Annotated in this window: 25 protein-coding genes and 1 riboswitch; of the genes, 20 read left to right on the top strand and 5 right to left on the bottom strand. The window is 34.4% G+C overall.

Translation table 11 applies throughout. The features are described 5' to 3' along the window. Positions 1–34: 34 nt before the first annotated feature. From PGC35_RS11830 to phoU, 5 genes are all read left to right on the top strand, one after another. On the top strand, positions 35–1003 hold the full coding sequence (locus PGC35_RS11830; protein ID WP_056831690.1) for a PstS family phosphate ABC transporter substrate-binding protein: 969 nt from the start codon (positions 35–37) through the stop codon (positions 1001–1003). Between the two features lie 78 nt (positions 1004–1081). Further along, entirely contained in the window at positions 1082–2029 is a 948-nt protein-coding gene (gene pstC / locus PGC35_RS11825) for a phosphate ABC transporter permease subunit PstC (RefSeq protein WP_375219319.1), read from the top strand. A gap of 1 nt (position 2030) precedes the next feature. Continuing rightward, a complete protein-coding gene (gene pstA / locus PGC35_RS11820; RefSeq protein ID WP_375219318.1) occupies positions 2031–2909 on the top strand; it encodes a phosphate ABC transporter permease PstA in 879 nt (292 codons plus the stop codon). A 28-nt stretch (positions 2910–2937) separates the two neighbouring features. Beyond that, entirely contained in the window at positions 2938–3738 is an 801-nt protein-coding gene (gene pstB / locus PGC35_RS11815) for a phosphate ABC transporter ATP-binding protein PstB (RefSeq protein ID WP_053588878.1), read from the top strand. A gap of 18 nt (positions 3739–3756) precedes the next feature. Next, positions 3757–4416 (top strand): phosphate signaling complex protein PhoU, encoded by a 660-nt coding sequence (gene phoU, locus PGC35_RS11810; RefSeq protein WP_275785540.1) that lies wholly within the window; start codon positions 3757–3759, stop codon positions 4414–4416. Between the two features lie 50 nt (positions 4417–4466). On the opposite strand, the gene PGC35_RS11805 is transcribed toward phoU, so the two are convergent. After that, positions 4467–4958, bottom strand: a complete 492-nt coding sequence (locus PGC35_RS11805; RefSeq protein ID WP_375219317.1) for a hypothetical protein — start codon at positions 4956–4958, stop codon at positions 4467–4469. Position 4959: 1 nt separating this feature from the next. After that, a complete protein-coding gene (locus PGC35_RS11800; protein WP_053588881.1) occupies positions 4960–5310 on the bottom strand; it encodes a hypothetical protein in 351 nt (116 codons plus the stop codon). A 176-nt stretch (positions 5311–5486) separates the two neighbouring features. On the opposite strand from PGC35_RS11800, the gene rpmG reads away from it, so the two are divergent. The 5 genes from rpmG to PGC35_RS11775 all read left to right on the top strand — a co-directional run bounded on the left by rpmG (position 5487) and on the right by PGC35_RS11775 (position 9810). Next, the gene (gene rpmG / locus PGC35_RS11795; protein ID WP_053588882.1) at positions 5487–5636 is read left to right on the top strand and encodes a 50S ribosomal protein L33; all 150 of its coding nucleotides are present in this window, start codon (positions 5487–5489) and stop codon (positions 5634–5636) included. Positions 5637–5699: 63 nt separating this feature from the next. Next, entirely contained in the window at positions 5700–6302 is a 603-nt protein-coding gene (locus PGC35_RS11790) for a 5-formyltetrahydrofolate cyclo-ligase (RefSeq protein ID WP_375219316.1), read from the top strand. Next, on the top strand, positions 6286–6477 hold the full coding sequence (locus tag PGC35_RS11785) for a YqgQ family protein (protein WP_053588884.1): 192 nt from the start codon (positions 6286–6288) through the stop codon (positions 6475–6477). Before PGC35_RS11790 ends, PGC35_RS11785 begins: the two co-directional genes overlap by 17 nt. Before the next feature lie 223 nt (positions 6478–6700). Then, on the top strand, positions 6701–8605 hold the full coding sequence (locus tag PGC35_RS11780) for an LTA synthase family protein (protein ID WP_375219315.1): 1905 nt from the start codon (positions 6701–6703) through the stop codon (positions 8603–8605). A 95-nt stretch (positions 8606–8700) separates the two neighbouring features. Next, positions 8701–9810 (top strand): YqgU-like beta propeller domain-containing protein, encoded by a 1110-nt coding sequence (locus PGC35_RS11775; RefSeq protein WP_375219314.1) that lies wholly within the window; start codon positions 8701–8703, stop codon positions 9808–9810. Positions 9811–9856: 46 nt separating this feature from the next. Here the strand turns inward: PGC35_RS11775 and PGC35_RS11770 are convergent, their stop codons facing one another. Then, the gene (locus PGC35_RS11770) at positions 9857–10036 is read right to left on the bottom strand and encodes a DUF2759 domain-containing protein (RefSeq protein ID WP_053588887.1); all 180 of its coding nucleotides are present in this window, start codon (positions 10034–10036) and stop codon (positions 9857–9859) included. Between the two features lie 152 nt (positions 10037–10188). Here PGC35_RS11770 and PGC35_RS11765 point away from each other — a divergent pair, with 152 nt between their 5' ends. Beyond that, a complete protein-coding gene (locus tag PGC35_RS11765) occupies positions 10189–10827 on the top strand; it encodes an MBL fold metallo-hydrolase (protein WP_375219392.1) in 639 nt (212 codons plus the stop codon). A 248-nt stretch (positions 10828–11075) separates the two neighbouring features. Here PGC35_RS11765 and PGC35_RS11760 read toward each other — a convergent pair whose 3' ends face one another. Beyond that, positions 11076–11318: a DUF2626 domain-containing protein gene (locus PGC35_RS11760; RefSeq protein ID WP_053588888.1), complete on the bottom strand. Its 243-nt coding sequence runs from the start codon at positions 11316–11318 to the stop codon at positions 11076–11078. 187 nt (positions 11319–11505) lie between these two features. After that, a complete protein-coding gene (locus tag PGC35_RS11755; RefSeq protein ID WP_375219313.1) occupies positions 11506–12186 on the bottom strand; it encodes a helix-turn-helix transcriptional regulator in 681 nt (226 codons plus the stop codon). 192 nt (positions 12187–12378) lie between these two features. On the opposite strand from PGC35_RS11755, the gene comGA reads away from it, so the two are divergent. From comGA to gcvT, 9 genes are all read left to right on the top strand, one after another. Further along, positions 12379–13395, top strand: coding sequence for a competence type IV pilus ATPase ComGA (gene comGA, locus PGC35_RS11750; RefSeq protein ID WP_056831708.1), 1017 nt, complete (start codon positions 12379–12381; stop codon positions 13393–13395). Further along, a complete protein-coding gene (comGB, locus tag PGC35_RS11745) occupies positions 13370–14440 on the top strand; it encodes a competence type IV pilus assembly protein ComGB (protein WP_375219312.1) in 1071 nt (356 codons plus the stop codon). The genes comGA and comGB overlap by 26 nt, the downstream gene beginning before the upstream one ends. A gap of 18 nt (positions 14441–14458) precedes the next feature. Further along, on the top strand, positions 14459–14806 hold the full coding sequence (gene comGC, locus PGC35_RS11740; RefSeq protein WP_375219391.1) for a competence type IV pilus major pilin ComGC: 348 nt from the start codon (positions 14459–14461) through the stop codon (positions 14804–14806). After that, complete coding sequence (comGD, locus tag PGC35_RS11735; protein WP_375219311.1) at positions 14784–15221, top strand: competence type IV pilus minor pilin ComGD; 438 nt, start codon at positions 14784–14786, stop codon at positions 15219–15221. Before comGC ends, comGD begins: the two co-directional genes overlap by 23 nt. Continuing rightward, on the top strand, positions 15214–15522 hold the full coding sequence (locus tag PGC35_RS11730) for a hypothetical protein (protein ID WP_375219310.1): 309 nt from the start codon (positions 15214–15216) through the stop codon (positions 15520–15522). Before comGD ends, PGC35_RS11730 begins: the two co-directional genes overlap by 8 nt. Next, positions 15501–15956, top strand: a complete 456-nt coding sequence (gene comGF / locus PGC35_RS11725) for a competence type IV pilus minor pilin ComGF (protein WP_375219309.1) — start codon at positions 15501–15503, stop codon at positions 15954–15956. Before PGC35_RS11730 ends, comGF begins: the two co-directional genes overlap by 22 nt. Before the next feature lie 13 nt (positions 15957–15969). Then, complete coding sequence (locus tag PGC35_RS11720) at positions 15970–16128, top strand: hypothetical protein (RefSeq protein ID WP_375219308.1); 159 nt, start codon at positions 15970–15972, stop codon at positions 16126–16128. A gap of 26 nt (positions 16129–16154) precedes the next feature. After that, the gene (locus PGC35_RS11715) at positions 16155–16667 is read left to right on the top strand and encodes a shikimate kinase (protein WP_375219307.1); all 513 of its coding nucleotides are present in this window, start codon (positions 16155–16157) and stop codon (positions 16665–16667) included. Between the two features lie 117 nt (positions 16668–16784). Next, positions 16785–16879: riboswitch (glycine riboswitch) on the top strand. 157 nt (positions 16880–17036) lie between these two features. After that, positions 17037–18140, top strand: coding sequence for a glycine cleavage system aminomethyltransferase GcvT (gcvT, locus tag PGC35_RS11710; RefSeq protein WP_053588897.1), 1104 nt, complete (start codon positions 17037–17039; stop codon positions 18138–18140). Positions 18141–18156: the final 16 nt, after the last annotated feature.

The raw sequence follows: 18156 nt of genomic DNA, 5'->3' as shown, positions 1-18156 counted from the left end.
AAATAGAAAACAAAACTTTAGGGGGATTTACCTGATGAAGAACTGGAAGTACTTATTAATGACAACAATGGTAGGATCAGCATTAGTACTTGGAGCTTGTGGAGACGATACAAGTTCAGAACCAACAGAAGAAACAGAGACAGAAACTGCTGGTGATACACAAGATGAGGCAGTTCTAGAAGGTAAGGTTGCTGGAGATGGATCTAGTACAGTTGCTCCAATTACGGAAGCACTTGTTGAAGAATATGCAGGCGTTCAAAATAAAGTACAAGTATCAGTTGGTGTGTCCGGTACTGGTGGCGGATTCGAAAAATTCATCGCAGGTGAAACAGATTTCGCTAATGCATCTCGTCCAATTAAAGACGAAGAAAAAACAAAACTTGAAGAAGCTGGAATTGACTTTACTGAATTCCAAGTAGCTAATGATGGTTTATCAGTAGTAGTTAACAAAGACAATGATTGGGTTGAAGATTTAACAGTTGAAGATCTAAAGAAAATGTGGATTGAAGATGGAACAACAAAAAAATGGTCTGACATTAATCCAGAATGGCCAGCTGAAGAAATCGTATTCTATTCACCAGGTACTGATTCTGGAACATATGACTACTTTGATGAAGTAATTCTTGATGAAGCTGACTTAGTAAAATCTGCAACTCTATCTGAAGATGATAACGTATTAGTTCAAGGTGTACAAGGTGATAAAAATGCAATAGCATTCTTCGGTTATGCATACTATTTAGCTAACCAAGATACTTTAAAAGTTGTTAAAGTTAACGGTGTAGAACCAACAAATGAAACAATTGAATCAGGTGAATATTCACCACTTTCTCGTCCATTGTTCGTATATGCAAAAAATAGTGCGCTTAAAGAAAATCCAGCATTTTATGATTTCATGAAATATACACTTGAAAATGCAGGAGAAATGGCTGAAGCAGTTGGATATGTAAGTCTTCCACAAGAAAATTACGACAAAGGTTTAGCTGATTTAGAAGCTTTAAAATAATAGGTTGATCTAAAAAGTAAGAGACGAGTAGCAGGGCTTGCTACTCTTTTCTTGCGTTTGGTAAAAGGGGGATTCACTATGGCTCAAAAGAATGCGACTGGTCATCCATCAGTACAAGAGCTAATTGCAAAATCAAGTAGCAAGAAACAGAAAAAAATAGTAGAAAAAATAATTCCAATTATTCTCCTACTAATTGCATGTGTTTCAGTATTAACTACTTTGGGTATTGTCTTTACTCTTATTATAGAAACAGGAATATTTTTCACTCGTGTACCGATATTAGATTTTATATTCGGAAAAGAATGGTTTCCATTTGCTAATACGGAACAGTTATATGGAATTCTTCCATTAATAGCGGGTACATTAAAAGTAACTTTAATAGCTGCTATTGTAGCAGTTCCATTTGGTATTGGTTCAGCTATATTTTTAAGTGAATATGCAAGTGATAACGCTCGGAGAATTATTAAACCAATATTAGAAGTATTAGCAGGTATACCAACAATTGTTTATGGTTTCTTTGCATTGACTTTTGTAACACCGCTTTTACAACAATTTATTCCTGACTTGAAAATCTTTAATGCATTGAGCCCGGGTATTGTTGTAGGTATTATGATTTTACCAATGATCGCATCCTTATCAGAAGATGCAATGAGCTCTGTACCTAATTCAATACGTGAAGGTGCCTTAGCTATGGGTTCAACAAAATTAGAAGTAGCGATCAAGGTTGTACTACCCGCTGCTCTATCAGGAATTATTGCGTCCGTAGTACTAGCATTGTCTCGTGCAATTGGAGAAACGATGATAGTTTCTTTAGCAGGAGGATCTACTCCTAAATTCGATTTAAATGTAACGGACTCTATTCAAACTATGACTGCATATATTGTACAAGTTTCATCAGGTGATGCGGGATATGGAACAACGATTTATTATTCCATCTATGCAGTAGGATTTACTCTTTTCCTATTTACATTATTGATGAATTTTATTGCTCACGCGATTTCGAAAAAATTCCGGGAGGAATATTAATATGAAATATGTTAATCAAGAATCAGTCATAAAAAAAATGAATAGTCGATTAAATGTAAATCGTGTTTTTAAAGTAATATTCCTTTTTGCTACATTGTTTGCTTTAATTGCTCTTGGAATCTTGTTTTATCGAATCATTACTCAAGGTGTTGGATATCTTACACCAGAATTCTTCCAAAACTATGGATCTCGTTTCCCTGCTAAAGCCGGAATAAAGGCTGCGTTAATAGGGTCAATTTGGTTAATGTGTGTAGTTGCACCTATATCATTAATTTTAGGAGTAGGTACAGCAATTTATTTAGAAGAATATGCTAAAAAAAATAAATTAAATGATTTTATTCGAATGAACATTTCCAACTTAGCAGGTGTTCCTTCAGTAGTATTTGGTTTGCTGGGATTAACAATTTTTGTTCGGGCTTTAGCTTTAGGAAATAGTATTTTGGCTGCAGGATTTACGATGAGTTTGTTAATATTACCTGTTATTATCGTTGGTTCTCAGGAAGCAATTCGTGCTGTACCTCAAGATGTTCGAGAAGCTTCATATGGAATGGGCGCGACAAAGTGGCAAACAATTGTTAAAGTTGTCCTACCTTCGGCTATTCCAGGTATTCTTACTGGTGCAATTTTAGCTCTTTCCCGTGCAGTCGGTGAAACGGCACCATTAGTAGTAATTGGTGTTCCTGTAATTATTCAGTTTTTACCTGAAAATTTACTTAGTCAGTTTACTGCACTACCAATGCAAATCTACGATTGGGCTAAAAGACCACAGGCAGAATTTCAATATGTCGCTTCAGCAGGGATTCTTGTTCTAATGGTATTCTTATTGATCATGAATTCCATCGCTATATTTATTCGAAATAAATTTCAAAAAAGGTACTAAGCTAATTTGTGATTAGGGGGAAGTAATGATGGTACAATCTTTAAATAACGATACATCAGTAAATAATTCAACTTCAAATATTGTGTATAACACGCAACAATTAAACTTATGGTATGGTAATCATCATGCTTTAAAAAATATTGACCTTGAAATTAAAGAAAATGAAGTAACAGCAATTATTGGACCTTCTGGTTGCGGTAAATCTACGTACATTAAAACTTTAAACCGTATGGTAGAATTAGTTCCAACAGTAAAAACATCAGGTAAAATTTTGTATCGTGACCGCAATATTTTTGATGCAGATTATGGAGTAGAAGAATTACGTACGAAAGTTGGAATGGTTTTCCAAAAACCAAACCCATTTCCAAAATCCATCTATGATAATATTGCATATGGTCCGAGAATACATGGAATTAAAAACAAAAAAATTCTGGATGAAATCGTAGAAAAAAGTTTACGTGGTGCAGCAATTTGGGATGAGGTAAAAGATCGCTTATCTACGAATGCGTATAGCCTCTCTGGTGGACAGCAACAACGTATTTGTATAGCTCGCTGTCTTGCAATTGAACCAGACGTTATTTTAATGGATGAGCCTACTTCAGCTTTAGATCCAATTTCTACATTAAAAGTGGAGGAACTTATTCAAGAATTGAAAAACGATTATTCTATCATCATTGTTACACATAATATGCAACAAGCAGCTCGTATTTCGGACAAAACTGCTTTCTTCTTAAACGGAGAAGTGGTAGAGTTTGATAATACAGATGTAATTTTTTCAACTCCAGAAGATAAGCGCACAGAGGATTATATTTCAGGACGTTTCGGATGAGGAAAGGGGCAGTTAGGGATGGTAGGAAGAGAGAAATTTGATGCGGAATTACAGCAAGTTCAGAATTTAATGTATGAATTATGTGATACGGCGATTAATACCTTGAATTCAGCAATGGATTATTTGTTTGCAAATGACATTGAAGGTGCACTAACGATCATTAATAATGATATTCATATTAATCGTATGGAAGAAGAAATTAATGACCGTGTAATTTTACTGATCGCTAAGCAACAGCCTGTTGCAACAGATCTACGTAGATTAATGGTGCTTGTTAAGGCTGCATCCGATATGGAGCGTATAGGTGATTATGCAGTAAACATTGCTAAAGAAACGATTCGTATAGGAAAAGATGAACATATCGCTCCAATTCATTTGTTAGAAGAGATGCGTGACAAAACGATCGCAATGTTAAAATCAATTTTAGATGCTTTTAGAAATGAAGACATTGAAGAAGCTAAGAATATCGCAAAACTTGATGATGAGGTAGATGAATTGTATGGTCATGCAATTAAAACACTTCTTTCAGTTGGGGTAGAACAACCTGCACAACTAAGTCAAGTGACGCAGTTATCATTTGTATGTCGCTATCTTGAAAGATCTGCTGATCACGCTACAAATATGGCAGAACGATTATTGTTTTTATTAAAAGGGAAGCATTATGAACTAAATAACTAACAAAAGAGGTCGCCTAGAAATTAAATCTTCTGGACGACCTCTTTCATTTTCTATTTTCCAGTTAACTTTTCAGCAATCTGTTTCAATGTCATAGAGGAGTCGAGCTCATACTCACCAATTTGAATACGCCCAGCTAAATCTTGAGAGACCAAATAATCTTCAAAATCTTGTTTATTTTGGACAATTCCAGCTTCCTCTAATAGAGTACTAATTTCTTTACTATTCATGCCTGCTTGAACGATTAAAGTATATGGAGTACTACCGCTAGAAGTATCGCTCTGTGTTGCTTCCTCTTTTGCTTTTTCTTCTTCTTTCGATTCGTCTGTAACAGGTTGTCCTTTTTGGGCATTCTCTAAGTCCATCTGAAGTTGTGCTAATTGCTGCTTTACATTTTTTAGTTCTGTTTGTGACTTTTCATATGCTTCCTCCGTGATGGAGCGCTTCGATGTGATTTCATCCTCTTGCGTTAAATGTTGTAATTGGAGAACAGCACCTGCTATAAACAAACCGATACCAAATGAACGGATGGATGTCCTTTTCATCTTATTTTCCACCGCCAATTACATATTTAACATCTTCTATAGATAGGGAAGACCTTTTACTTATCTCTGGTAGAGAATAGCCCTGTTTATGCAGCTCAAGCACTTGGCTTCTAATGATTTCGTGTATAACAGGTTTTGTTTTTTGCTTTTTGGGAACCGTTATTTTAGAACCTTCTAGTAATAATTCCTCTTCTACTATTTTTAGTCTCCGTTTAATAGCGCTTGTTTCTTGATATAATGTAATGGAGAGTTCCTCTACTTCTGACTCCATTTTTTTCGTGGAATCCTTAAGAAAAAAGGAAACGATGATTAGTAAAATTCCGATAATCATGATAATAATTGTATAGCTCATCTAATTCACCTCAAAATTATTACTTCTTCTTATAATACTAACATATACCAAAAAACTTTGAATTAATTCTTTTATTAAATAGTAGATTTTCTTGGATAATATGCTATAATGGGTTAGTCGTATAAATCATGCTCAGAATTTATATTTCATCCTGTAAAAGAGTGGGAGGGACAACCATGCGCGTTAATATTACATTAGCTTGTACAGATTGCGGAGAGCGCAACTATATTTCTAAGAAAAACAAGCGTAACAATCCAGAACGTCTTGAACTTAAAAAATATTGCTCACGTGAAAAGAAAATGACTCTTCATAGAGAAACTAAATAATAACCTAAGCCAAAACCAACTTCGGTTTTGGTTTTTTTCTATGTGAAATTGGAGGGAAATGGCATGAAAAAGAAAGAGTTAAGAGCAGAAATGAAACAACAGCTTTCGTCTTTAGAGCAGTCCTCCTATCATACATTATCAGAGCAAATCATGAGTCGCTTTTTCACACTAGGAACTGTACAACAAGCATCTACTATAGGAATAACCATCTCGGCTTTTCCAGAAGTGGATACCGAAGGGATTATCCGTGCATTATGGGAAAAGGGTAAAACCGTTGTTGTGCCAAAATGCTCCCCAAAAGATCGGACAATGACCTTTTATAAGATAGAGAACTTCGATCAATTAGAAACCGTGTATATGCAATTATTAGAGCCAAATCCATTGTTAACAACTCCAGTAGCTCCAACTAACATTGATCTTTTAGTTGTTCCTGGAATTGTTTATAGCCTATCTGGTTATCGAATAGGATATGGTGGAGGATATTATGATCGCTTTTTAATGAATTATAAAGGGCATAAAGTTTCGTTAGCGTTTGATTTTCAATTAAGGGATGACTTGGAAAAGGAGCATTTTGACCTCCCAGTAGATTTGATTATTACTAATGAGCAAATGATAAAATGTCATTTATACCGGGATGAGGATGGACAATATGAAGACAGTATATGATGTTATGCAGTTATTAAAACGATTCGGTACGTACATTTATACAAAAGATCGATTGGCAGATCTTGAACTAATGGAAGACGAAATAAAAGAACTATATAAAATGCAAATGATTGAAGCACAAGACTTTCAACTTGCACTGCTCATACTTCGACAAGAACATAATAGACAGAAATAAAGCCGATTAATTTACGTAAATTAATCGCTTTTTTATATTTTTTACTAAAAAAGGAAACTTTTTTGGTTTTAATACGTTTAATAGAGGGTAGCAAAATTATGGACCTATAAAATTATATCAAATGTAAATATCATTTATATTGATTTATTGTTAAGAAAGGATTAAGATATATTTTGTTACTTTTATTCCTACTATTAAGAGTACAAAAGGGGAGGATGTAGGCATGAAGAAAAAAAATTGGCCGACACATTCTATTCTTGTTATAGCTATTGTGGCAACATGGATTAAAACATATGTGGTTTACCATACTAGCTTTGATATGAAAATCGAGAATATGATGCAACAAGCGATACTATTTATAAGCCCGTTAAGTTTTCTTTTATTTGTATATGGGCTATCACTTTTCTTTAAAAGTCCAAAAGCAAGAAATAGATATATTGTCATTACAAATTTAATACTTGCAATTATTCTGTATGCAAACGCTGTATTCTATCGTTTCTTTACAGACTTTATAACGTTACCAGTATTATTCCAAACAAGTAATTTTGGTGATTTAGGTTCATCTGCTGTGGAAAGTATCTACATAACAGATATATTCTTCTTTACAGATGTGGTAATCATTATAGCTGCTTTAAAATGGTTGAAAATTGGTGACAAAATATCGATTGTAAAACCTGCACAAAGAAAAGCATACTTTGTACTTTCTGCTGCAGTGTTGTTTTTAAATTTGGGATTAGCTGAAATAGAAAGACCTCAGCTTCTTACAAGAAGCTTTGACCGTGAAATGTTAGTGAAAAATCTAGGACCTTACAATTATCATTTATATGATATATATATTCAGTCTAAGTCTCATGCACAGCGAGCACTTGCTGATGGTAGTGAACTTGTAGAAGTAAATAACTATGTACGATCTAACCAAGCAGAACCTAAGGCTGAAATGTTTGGGCTTGCAGATGGTCGTAATTTAATCGTAGTCTCCATGGAGTCATTACAAAACTTTGTTATTAATAATGATATGAATGGATATGAAGTTACCCCATTCTTAAATTCTTTGACTAAAGATAAAGATACGTTTTACTTCTCTAACTTTTATCATCAAACTGGTCTAGGTAAAACATCAGACTCAGAGTTTATTGTGGAGAATTCACTCTACGGACTTGGTGGTGGAGCTGTATTCTTTACCCATGGAGGAAATAAGTTTCATTCCATGGCAGAAAGCTTAAACGAAGAAGGCTATTACACAAACGTAATGCATCCTAATAACAAAAGCTTCTGGAATCGTGATATGATGTATCAAGCACTTTCTATTCAAAAATTTTATGATGTAAATAGTTATGAAGTAAAAGAAGGCGATGCTGTTAACTGGGGTATGAAGGATATTCCATTCTTTGAACAATCAGTTGATCATATGGCACAAATGCCACAGCCGTTCTATTCTAGACTAATTACATTAACAAACCATCATCCATTTGATTTAGATGAAGAGGATCAACTCATCCCTCCATATAATTCTAATTCACGTACATTAAACAAGTATTTCCAATCCGTACGTTACATGGATGAGGCCTTGAAGTTGTTCTTTGAAGATTTAAAAGCACAAGGATTGTATGACAATTCAATCATTGTAATGTATGGGGATCATTATGGTATTTCTGAAAACCATAATGCTGCAATGTCTCAATATTTAGGAAAAGAAATTACACCATATGAATCTGCAAAACTTCAAAGAGTACCATTCTTTGTTCACATTCCTAATAGTGGAGTTGGAAAAGAAGTAACAGAAACAGCTGGTCAAATTGATATTAGACCTACAGTATTGCATTTACTTGGTGTAGAAACTGCTAAAGATATGCAATTAGGAGCAGATGTATTCTCTGACGACCATGAGGATTTTGTTATTTTCCGAGACGGTGGATTTGTTACAGATAAATTGGTTTACGCTGGAAACACTTGTTTTGACAATGAAACAGGAGAAGAAACTGATATAGCTAGCTGCCAGCCTTATATAGATCGAGCAACACAAGAACTAGGCTATTCTGATCAAATTATTAATGGAGATTTACTCCGTTTCTACGATTTGAAAACAGGAAACCTATTAATTGATGAAGCTGAAAAAGAAGAGCAGTAGTAAAGAAGCACAGACAAATTAAAGTCTGTGCTTTTCGTATGAAACAAAAGGGCAACTCGTGCGTCTAATATTATAAAGGTGAAGGGGGGAGTCAGTTGAAGAGAATCGGTATTCTTATTGTTTTTGTTCTATTGCTTCAAGCTTGTACAGAGATCAATATTCCCGGGGGAGAAGAAGTTAAAACCCCAGTTACAGATGAAATTTCAGTTCCAGAAAATACGTCCATATCACCTTCTCAAGAAATCCCTTCCATTTCAATGGCTTCCTCAAACTTTCACAGTGTGATTGGTTGGCTTTCTAATGACGAGATTGCTTTTGTACTTATAGATAAAGGAAAATGGACTGTGCAATCTTATTCAGTTTCAAAAAATACATGGAAGGTTATTTATACTTCTACACTACCAATTATTCAAGCAACCATACATCCAAACAAAGAATTGATATTATTACATACATCAAATAATTCTTCTTCAGCAGAAGTGCAAATTATACATAAGAATGGTTTCTTAGTACAAAGTTTAACTTTTGAATCAGATGAATTATATATGGATTGGCATCCAACAAATCAAGATCTAATAGTATTCACGGCTTTTTATGATGATTGGACGTTTAATACATTTGTTTATGATGGGTCTACTCAACAATTACAATCAATTGAGGTAGAAAATCCATTCGTTAAATGGTATGATGATGAGCATTTGATGGTGTTTAGAGGGTCTGAAAGTGGTTTAGATGGATATGAATTAATGCTATATTCTGTTCAAGAGAAGACACTGAAAGAAACAGGGGAAACTCATTTAGTGGATGTTCAAAATTTAGGTGAAAGTATGTTATATATTCAAATCAATGAACTGAAAAATATATTTGAATATCGCTTGCAAGATAAAAATCATGAAAATTCCTTTGAATGGACAACGCCTGCTATTAGCAATTATTCGGAATGGGTTATTCCAACCATTTCTATTGTAGATACAAATTCATTATTTCTTATTAAACCGGTGGAAGCAGGGAATATGGATGAGATTGATCAAAGAGGAGTTCTTTCAATTTATTCATTGGAAGGCGAGAAAGAGTTGGGAGAGGTAAACGCTCAACCAATTGATTGTTCACCAAACGGAGAAACCTGTCTTGCAGGATACGAGAAAGATCATTGGATTCAGACAAATCCTTTTAAAGAACAGCGATGGTTACAACTAGAAGAATAGAAAAAAGCTGCTGTACAACTTGTACAACAGCTTTTTTCATAACATTTTAGTGTAAGCTTGGTGGAAAACCTTGGTTCACGATTGTCATGACTGTAAAGAAGCCAAAAACAGCAAATGTACCAAAGTTAAATAGAACTCCTAGCACATTCTTTTCTTTGAAAGCTTGGAAAGTGCCGATTACAGCTAAAACTGTAACGAGTCCAAAAATAACCATTAATAAGTTCATGAAAGACACTCCTTTCGACATCAGAAAATGAATGTCGCTTTACATATTCCTCTTCTATTGTAATTGTATTCGCCATTTTTGTCGAGAGATAAAAGTGGCGAATAATTGAACAAAGAATTAGAAACGATTAGAATAGGAAAGAGGTGATAATTATATTAAATGTTAGATCTTATCCATTAGGATATATACAAACAAACTGTTATATCGTATCAAACGCATCTAAGCAATGCTTAGTATTTGATCCAGGTGGTGATGCGGAAAAATTAATAAGTGAACTAAAACGATTGAATTTAAAACCAGTCGCAATTTTGTTAACACACGCCCATTTTGATCATATAGGTGCGGTAGACCATGTAAGAGATGCTTTTAAGGTTCCTGTCTATATACATAATGCTGAAAAGAAATGGTTAATGGACCCTTCCAAAAACGGTTCTGGTAAATATGCTGAAATTACATCTATTACATGCAAAGAAGCGGATGTTATATTGTCAAACGAATCCATTTTAGAAATAGAGGATTTCTCCATTCAGCTTTTTCATACACCTGGCCATTCACCAGGTAGTTTAACGTATTATTTTGAAAGTGAGTCGTTTGCAATTGTAGGCGATACACTCTTTCAAAATAGTGTAGGAAGAACGGACTTGGCCGGAGGAAACAACGCAGAATTAATGAAGTCTATTCATACAAAATTATTAACCTTGCCAGAAACAACGATTTTATACCCTGGTCATGGTCCAGAGACAACTCCAGAAAATGAAATGGAATCCAATCCATTTTTAAATGGTTTTTGACTGAAACAATAGAAAAGTAGACAGTTTCGAAGCTAACCACTCGCTTTCCGTGGGCGAGCGCAGAGCCACTGGGGCAAACACGATGTTGTATTGTATAGCATGAGGATGTGGCGTTCTTACCCTTTATTACATGAACCCCTAAGGAGTCGAGCGAACGCTCCAACAAGTTAATGGTAAACCATAAGCAAAATCCATATTAAAAGGCAGTTAGAATGAAATCATTCTAACTGCCTTTTTTGTGAACATTATTAATGTCCAGCTCCTGGTACGTGAATAAACGTTGTGTAGTATGTAAAACCAGCGAAGAAGAACATTAGGTAAGCTCCAAAGATGTACATATACATACGTTCAGAAAGGTTTAAGAACCCTAAAAGAAGGAAAATCCCCGTATTTGCTAAAAATAGTAAAGAAGCTTCTGTCATATCACCTAAATAAAACATAACTGCAAAAATCCCTGTCCAGAAAGCCATTACTTTATACATATTGCCCATTTGTAGTCCCTCCTTTTGCAACGACACAAATATTCTCATATTCATTATAAATGAAAGTGTTCGCGCATGTAAACCGTATAAAATATTTCTTCTTTGTATTCCACTTTATTTTGTCACAAATATGTTCCATTTATAAGTTTTTAAAAGAAGTAACTTTGAGTGTTACATGTTCGTTCATTAATTCTCATTATAAAACTTCTATGTGATATAAGCAATTTTGACATTGATCTTGCATGCTTTCCAATTGAATAAAATCATTTGTTGGAAATAATGCATCAAATTGTCCTCTTAAAAAGGATTCATGTAATGCACAAATTAATTCGGATTGACTTTTCAAATGATTTTTGTACGGGCAATTATAAATGGCGAACGTAATCACTTTTTTATGATTTTTCTCTTGTATAGTCGGAAAATAACCGATAGATGCCGCATTTGCCGTTAATATTTGTATTTTTTCCTCAAAGGACGCTGGAGAGGTGAGTTTACTGCTCGTTAGCTTTTTCCCATTTTCATATGCAATTTCTTTTCCTTTTACAATAGCTTGCTCACCAAGAGAACTTACAAGATCTATTAACCACTGTAAAAGAAGATGATCCTCTTGCTTTGGAAAGCTTAAATATACAGGATTTTCAGCAAGACTATAAATTCTTGCAGGTCTTCCACCTTTCCTGTTCTTGATAAGCTCAGAACGCAAAAAATTGGAATCATTTAGTTTAGATAGGTGCAATCTCGCAACATTCGGATGTATACCAAATTGATCGGCTATTTCCTGTACCGAAACTACTTTTGCTTCTTTTACAATATATTGATAAATAGAATACCTTGTTTCATCGGCTAACGTACTAGTAAGCTGTAATGTATTCGGCATCTTTTTCCCTCTTTTCTACATGTTGTCTCTATTATAATAAATCTTTTGTAATTACCAAAGGAGTTTCACTAATTCGATATAATTATTAGAAAATTCTATAATATATCTATCTTTTTAATTTATTTCCAAGTATACTAGTTTTGTACAAGCTGTTTTGCGGTCACAACTTGTAACTGGAGAAAGGAAAGATGCATGCAGCAATTAGAAAATATTATCGAACAAAAATGCTTTCAGCTACTTAAGAAGGCTCATGGTTTTGGTGCTTCAGATTTGCACATGATTCCAAACGAAGAAAATTACTATTACTACTTTAAGAAAAATTCTCAAATGTTTGAAGCAGGGAAGCTTCCCCTAAACATGGGAGAACGGTTTATTTCATTCTTCAAATTTTTATCCTCTCTTGATATCAGCGAAAAAAGAAAACCACAAAGTGGTTCCTTTCAACAAATCTTTAACTCTCAAAAATTTTCATTTCGTGTTTCTACATTACCATCCATTTTCGGAAGAGAGTCATTAGTTATTCGACTCCAACAACACGATAATGCGAAACTATTGCATTCCTTATCCTTATTTCAAGATGCTTCGGACAAAATAATGGAGCTTGCTACTAATCGTCAAGGATTAGTCCTTTTTGTTGGTCCTACTGGTTCAGGCAAATCTACAACGATGTATTCACTCACTAAGTATTGTTCGGAGAATTTAAATCGACATGTAATCTCGCTAGAAGATCCTGTTGAAAATAGTCAATCTCACTTATTGCAAATTCAAGTGAATGAACGCTCAGGCGTCACGTATGCAGCAGGATTGAAAGCGATATTAAGGCATTCACCAGACGTCATTATGATCGGCGAGATACGTGATGAAGATACTGCAAAAGCTGCTATTCAAGCTGCTTTGACAGGTCATTTGGTCGTTTCAACTATTCATGCCAAAAATGCTGTAGGTTCATTATATCGGTTGATGGATCTTGGAGTGTCGGCTGAGGAATTAAAGCAAACAGTAATTGGTATAGTTGCGCAGAGACTAGTGACGGTTTCCTTCACGAAACAGCCAGATTTATCGGCAATATTTGAAATTATTTCCGAAGACCTTTTGATGGAAGCATTAAACTCATTAATATCTGGAACGGATTTTAAGATTCCTCATTCGTTAACACTTTCTTATCAAATAGAGAGAGGTGTGCGTGAAGGTGTTATTCAAAAAAATTAATGACTATTGTACGCGTAAACGGGAAACGATCCCATCGCATATACAACCTTCCTTCTTAAAAAGACTTAGCGAACTATTACAAGAAGGTTATACCTTTCATGAATCTGTTTCTATGTTGCTACCATTTCATGTGAAAAATTCTGATTTGGTAATTAAAAAAATGACGGAAGTGCACAAAAACGGTTTAAGTGTTACGGAAGTTTTTAGATTATTAGGCTTTCCTAATAGGCTATTGCTTCCAATCGATTTGGCAACAAACCACGGGAAACTTCAAGATACTATATTTGTACTAAGTGTCCAAGCGTCTATTTTTGAAAGGGCTAGAAAAAGATTAAATAGTTTATTGATGTATCCATTATTTTTGTTTGTAGTAATTTTCCTACTTTTTACTGTATTTAAGATTTATTTCCTGCCAAATATGGAATCGTTGCTACATACAAGATCTTCTGGAGATACTGACAATTCTTTAATTTGGACGAGTATACTACTGCAATTGCCTAATTATTTCTTGATTGGTTTCCTATTTCTTTGTTTTGCTATGTTAGTTCTTATAAAAATGATACGTAATAAGAAAATAGAGTTTCAGATAGCTTTCTATTTAAAAATTCCGTTAGTAAATAAATGGTATCGACTCTTTTTGACAAGAGTATTTTCTAGAGAAATGGGAGTGCTGATAGATAGCGGCATGTCACTTCAGCAAGCATTTGATTCGTTGATCAAACAGGAAGAACATAAAACACTTCAATATATCTCGATTCAAATGAAAGAGAAAATAATACATGGAGAGTCTTTTTCAGATGCTTTATTGTTGCTAAATCATTTTACTAAAGACTTCCATCAATTTGTTATTCACGGGGAAATAAGTGGTTACCTAGGTAGAGAGTTGAGCCTGTATAGCGAATTCGTAACAGAAAGAATAGAAGAAAAGCTATCCAAATACTTAAGTATTCTTCAACCTACACTTTTCTTAATACTGGCTATTTTTATCATTGGCGCATACTTGGCAATCTTGTTACCAATTTATAAAATGATCAATATTGTATAAAAGGAGAAGGAACTATTGATAAAACTGATAAGGAACAACAAAGGATTTACTTTGATAGAAATGATGATAGTGTTACTAATTATTTCTATTCTGATTTTAATAACAATACCAAATGTGACGAAGCATTCAGCCTCCATAGATGATAAGGGTTGCAAGGCTTTTGCTAAAATGGTGGAAGGACAAATTCAAGCGTACAAAATAGAGTTTAAAAAGATTCCAAAAGTAGAGGATTTAACAAAAGAGGGATATCTTAAAGGAATTGAGAGTTGCCCTAATGGAACAGACATCATCATTGATGAGAATGATGGAAGTGTAACGATTACTGGAGACGTAGCTGCTAGAAATGAAACGATATTTCTTACATGAAAAAGGATTTACTTTTATCGAAATGCTTCTTGTTCTGGCTATAGTAATGATAATGTCGGTCTCTATAATTTTTGTTACCTCTTCTAAGTTTGAGAAGATGGAAGAGAAGCGTTTTTTCAAACAGTTTCACTTGGATGTACAAAGTCTTCAGAGTATTGCTTTGGCAGATGGAATCTATACTCATTTAAACTTTTTTGAGAATGGGACAAAATATAAAGTAAGATATTCAAATGAAATATATTTGGAATATGAATTGCCAAAAGGAATTCGATTATCTCAAAATAGTTACTTGAAAGAAATAGTCTTTCACCCAAATGGAACCGTCAAAGAATTTGGAACTCTATTGTTTGAAACAGACAATGGATTAAAGGAAGTTTACGTTTATATAGGTAAAGGAAAATTAAAATATGAATAACAGCAAGGGGTTTTCCTGGCCAGAGACTATCGTGTCTTTAAGTGTAATATTTCTAATAGCAACTATGTTACTGCCTATATTAAGTAATATGGTAGTTCAACTGGAAGAGAAAAAAAGGCAATATCATTCCTCGATTGTAATAAATGAAGGTGTAAAAATGTACTTTGCAGAACGTTTGCTACATGGTTCCTTGTGGATTGATGAGATAGAATATACGTTTACAATTGAAAATCAACAAATATGTGTAAATTATGAAGGAATGAGTGAGGAGAAAATGAATTGCCTACCTATATCTTATTGAACAAAAATAATGAACAAGGATATACCTTGATCGAATCAGTATTTCAACTCTCAGTACTTCTAATTTTTTCTCATATATTCGCTGTAACTATCGGTTGGTTGAGTTTGATGGAGGTTCAGGTGACAAATCCTACCGAAACAGAGTGGGCTTTGTTTATAGAAGATGTAGAAAACTATTTGAATGATTTGGATATGATAATGGTACAAACAAGAAACACTGGTATACGTTTTATTAAGGAAGAAGATGAGTTTGATATAGAAATTTATCAAAATTTGATTCGAAAACAAAAAAATAGATTAGGACATGAGCAAATGTTACTCCATGTGAAATCTATAAACGTAAGTATGGAAGGTCAACTGTTATATTTTTCTGTAGAATTTGAGAATGGGATAGATAAGGAGCATACATTCTATGTTACGTATAATTCAGAGTGAGAGAGGTGTACTATTGCCGGCTTCAATTTTACTTCTGTTATTTGTTTCTCTAACTATTTTATCTATCACTACTGCTTATCAATCGAAATATCGAACATATGATTCGTTGGAATTGAGCAATATTAATGCTACTATCAAAAGAATAGAAATTTTTAATACAATCGAACAATAATTCTGGTAGTGGTGAGTTGGTGAATCGTGTACAAGGTATATTTAGTCGGTTTTATGGGTAGTGGAAAAAGTGCGGTCGGTAGAAGACTGAGCTATTTATTGAAGATGCCCTATTATGATATGGATAAAGAGCTTGTGAAAAAAGAAAAAAGGTCGATTCCTGAAATATTTGAGCAGGAGGGAGAGGCCTATTTTCGTAAGATTGAGACAGAGTTTCTTCAAAATTTTCGTAATGAGTCCTGTATTATTTCCACTGGTGGCGGAGTTGCGATGAATGAGGAAAATATTCGAATTATGCGTAAGACGGGACTGGTTTTATATTTAGATGCTACTTTTCAAGATATTTGGATGAGAGTAAAGAATGATAAAAACAGGCCTGTCGTTCAAAGTAGTACGAGGGAAGAATTAGAGCAACTATATATGAAAAGACGTAAAAATTATAAGAAAGCTGCACACATTACAATTCTTACGGAAAATCGTCATTTACGACAAGTGACAGAATATGCTGGCTATCAAGTAAATAGGTTGAAAGGCGAATGATTTTATATAATTAACATAAAACGTTCGTCTTTAAACTAATTTATTAAAAAGGATTGCTTACTTTTGCGTTCAATGTTAGGATATAGACAAAGCGAGTGATAAATACAGATTTAGCGGATGAGGATACGGGGAGAGAACGCCTAAAGTGCGTCGCCGAAGGAGCAAGTAAAGAAATTTATGAATCTCTCAGGCAAAAGAACTCGTATAGGACGCAACTCTGGAGAGTGCTTTCGTTGAGTATCACGCAAAGCCACCAAAGAGGAAAGCCGTTTTCGGTAAACTTTCAGGTGCCAGGACAGAGAACCCCTGTTTTTTTAAAGGGGTCACTCTGTCTTTTTTTGTGTGAAAATTATAAAGGGGGAGAATTTTGTGTCAGAACAGTTGAAGCGTACACCTCTATATGAAGACTATGCCAATTATGGTGGGAAAACCATTGATTTTGGTGGATGGGAATTACCCGTGCAATTTTCTAGTATTAAGGAAGAACATGAAGCGGTAAGAACGAAAGCAGGACTTTTTGATGTCTCTCATATGGGAGAAATCTTTGTAACCGGTTCGCAAAGCGAGTCTTTTTTACAAAAAGTGATGACGAATGATGTTTCTAAACTTGTAAATAACCAAGCTCAGTATACTGCTATGTGTTATGAAGACGGTGGTATAGTAGATGATTTATTAGTTTACAAGATGGAAGATAACCACTATCTTTTAGTCGTAAATGCATCTAATATTGAAAAAGATTTTGAATGGCTGAAGCAAAATGCATCTGGTGATGTAGAACTTGTCAATAAATCAGATGATTATGGACTGTTAGCGTTACAAGGACCACTCGCACAAAGTATTTTACAAAAGTTAACTTCTAAAAATCTAGAGGAAATTGGATTTTTCCGATTTGCAGATCATGTCGAAGTAGCTGGAAAATCGGTTCTTGTTTCTCGTACTGGTTATACAGGTGAGGATGGATTTGAACTCTATGCAGCTAGTACGGATCTTTCCGAATTATGGAGCAGCATTTTAAATGCAGGTAAAGAGGAAGGATTACTTCCTTGTGGACTTGGAGCACGCGATACTTTACGTTTTGAAGCATGTCTTCCTTTATACGGGCAAGAGCTTTCAAAAGATATTTCTCCATTAGAAGCTGGAATCGGATTTGTTGTGAAGCTCAAAAAAGAGCAAGACTTCAACGGTAAATCTGTACTAGTTGAACAAAAAGAGAATGGTGTACCGAGAAAAAGCGTTGGTATTGAAATGATTGATAAAGGAATTCCTCGTACAGGGTATCCAGTTTTCGCTGGTGAAAAACAAATTGGGTTTGTAACTACTGGAACACAATCTCCTACTCTTAAAAAGAATATTGGCCTTGCACTGATCGATGCCGACTTTACAGAAATCGGCACGCAATTAGAAGTTGAAATTAGAAATAAGCGTTTGAAAGCTGTCACAGTAGCTACGCCATTTTATAAAAAACAAAAATAATCGCAGAAAGAGGTTG

Source organism: Psychrobacillus sp. PGGUH221 (assembly GCF_042055255.1).
GTDB lineage: Bacteria > Bacillota > Bacilli > Bacillales_A > Planococcaceae > Psychrobacillus.
The sequence above is the reverse complement of the archived record's forward strand: the minus strand, read 5'-3'. Positions and strand labels throughout refer to the sequence as shown.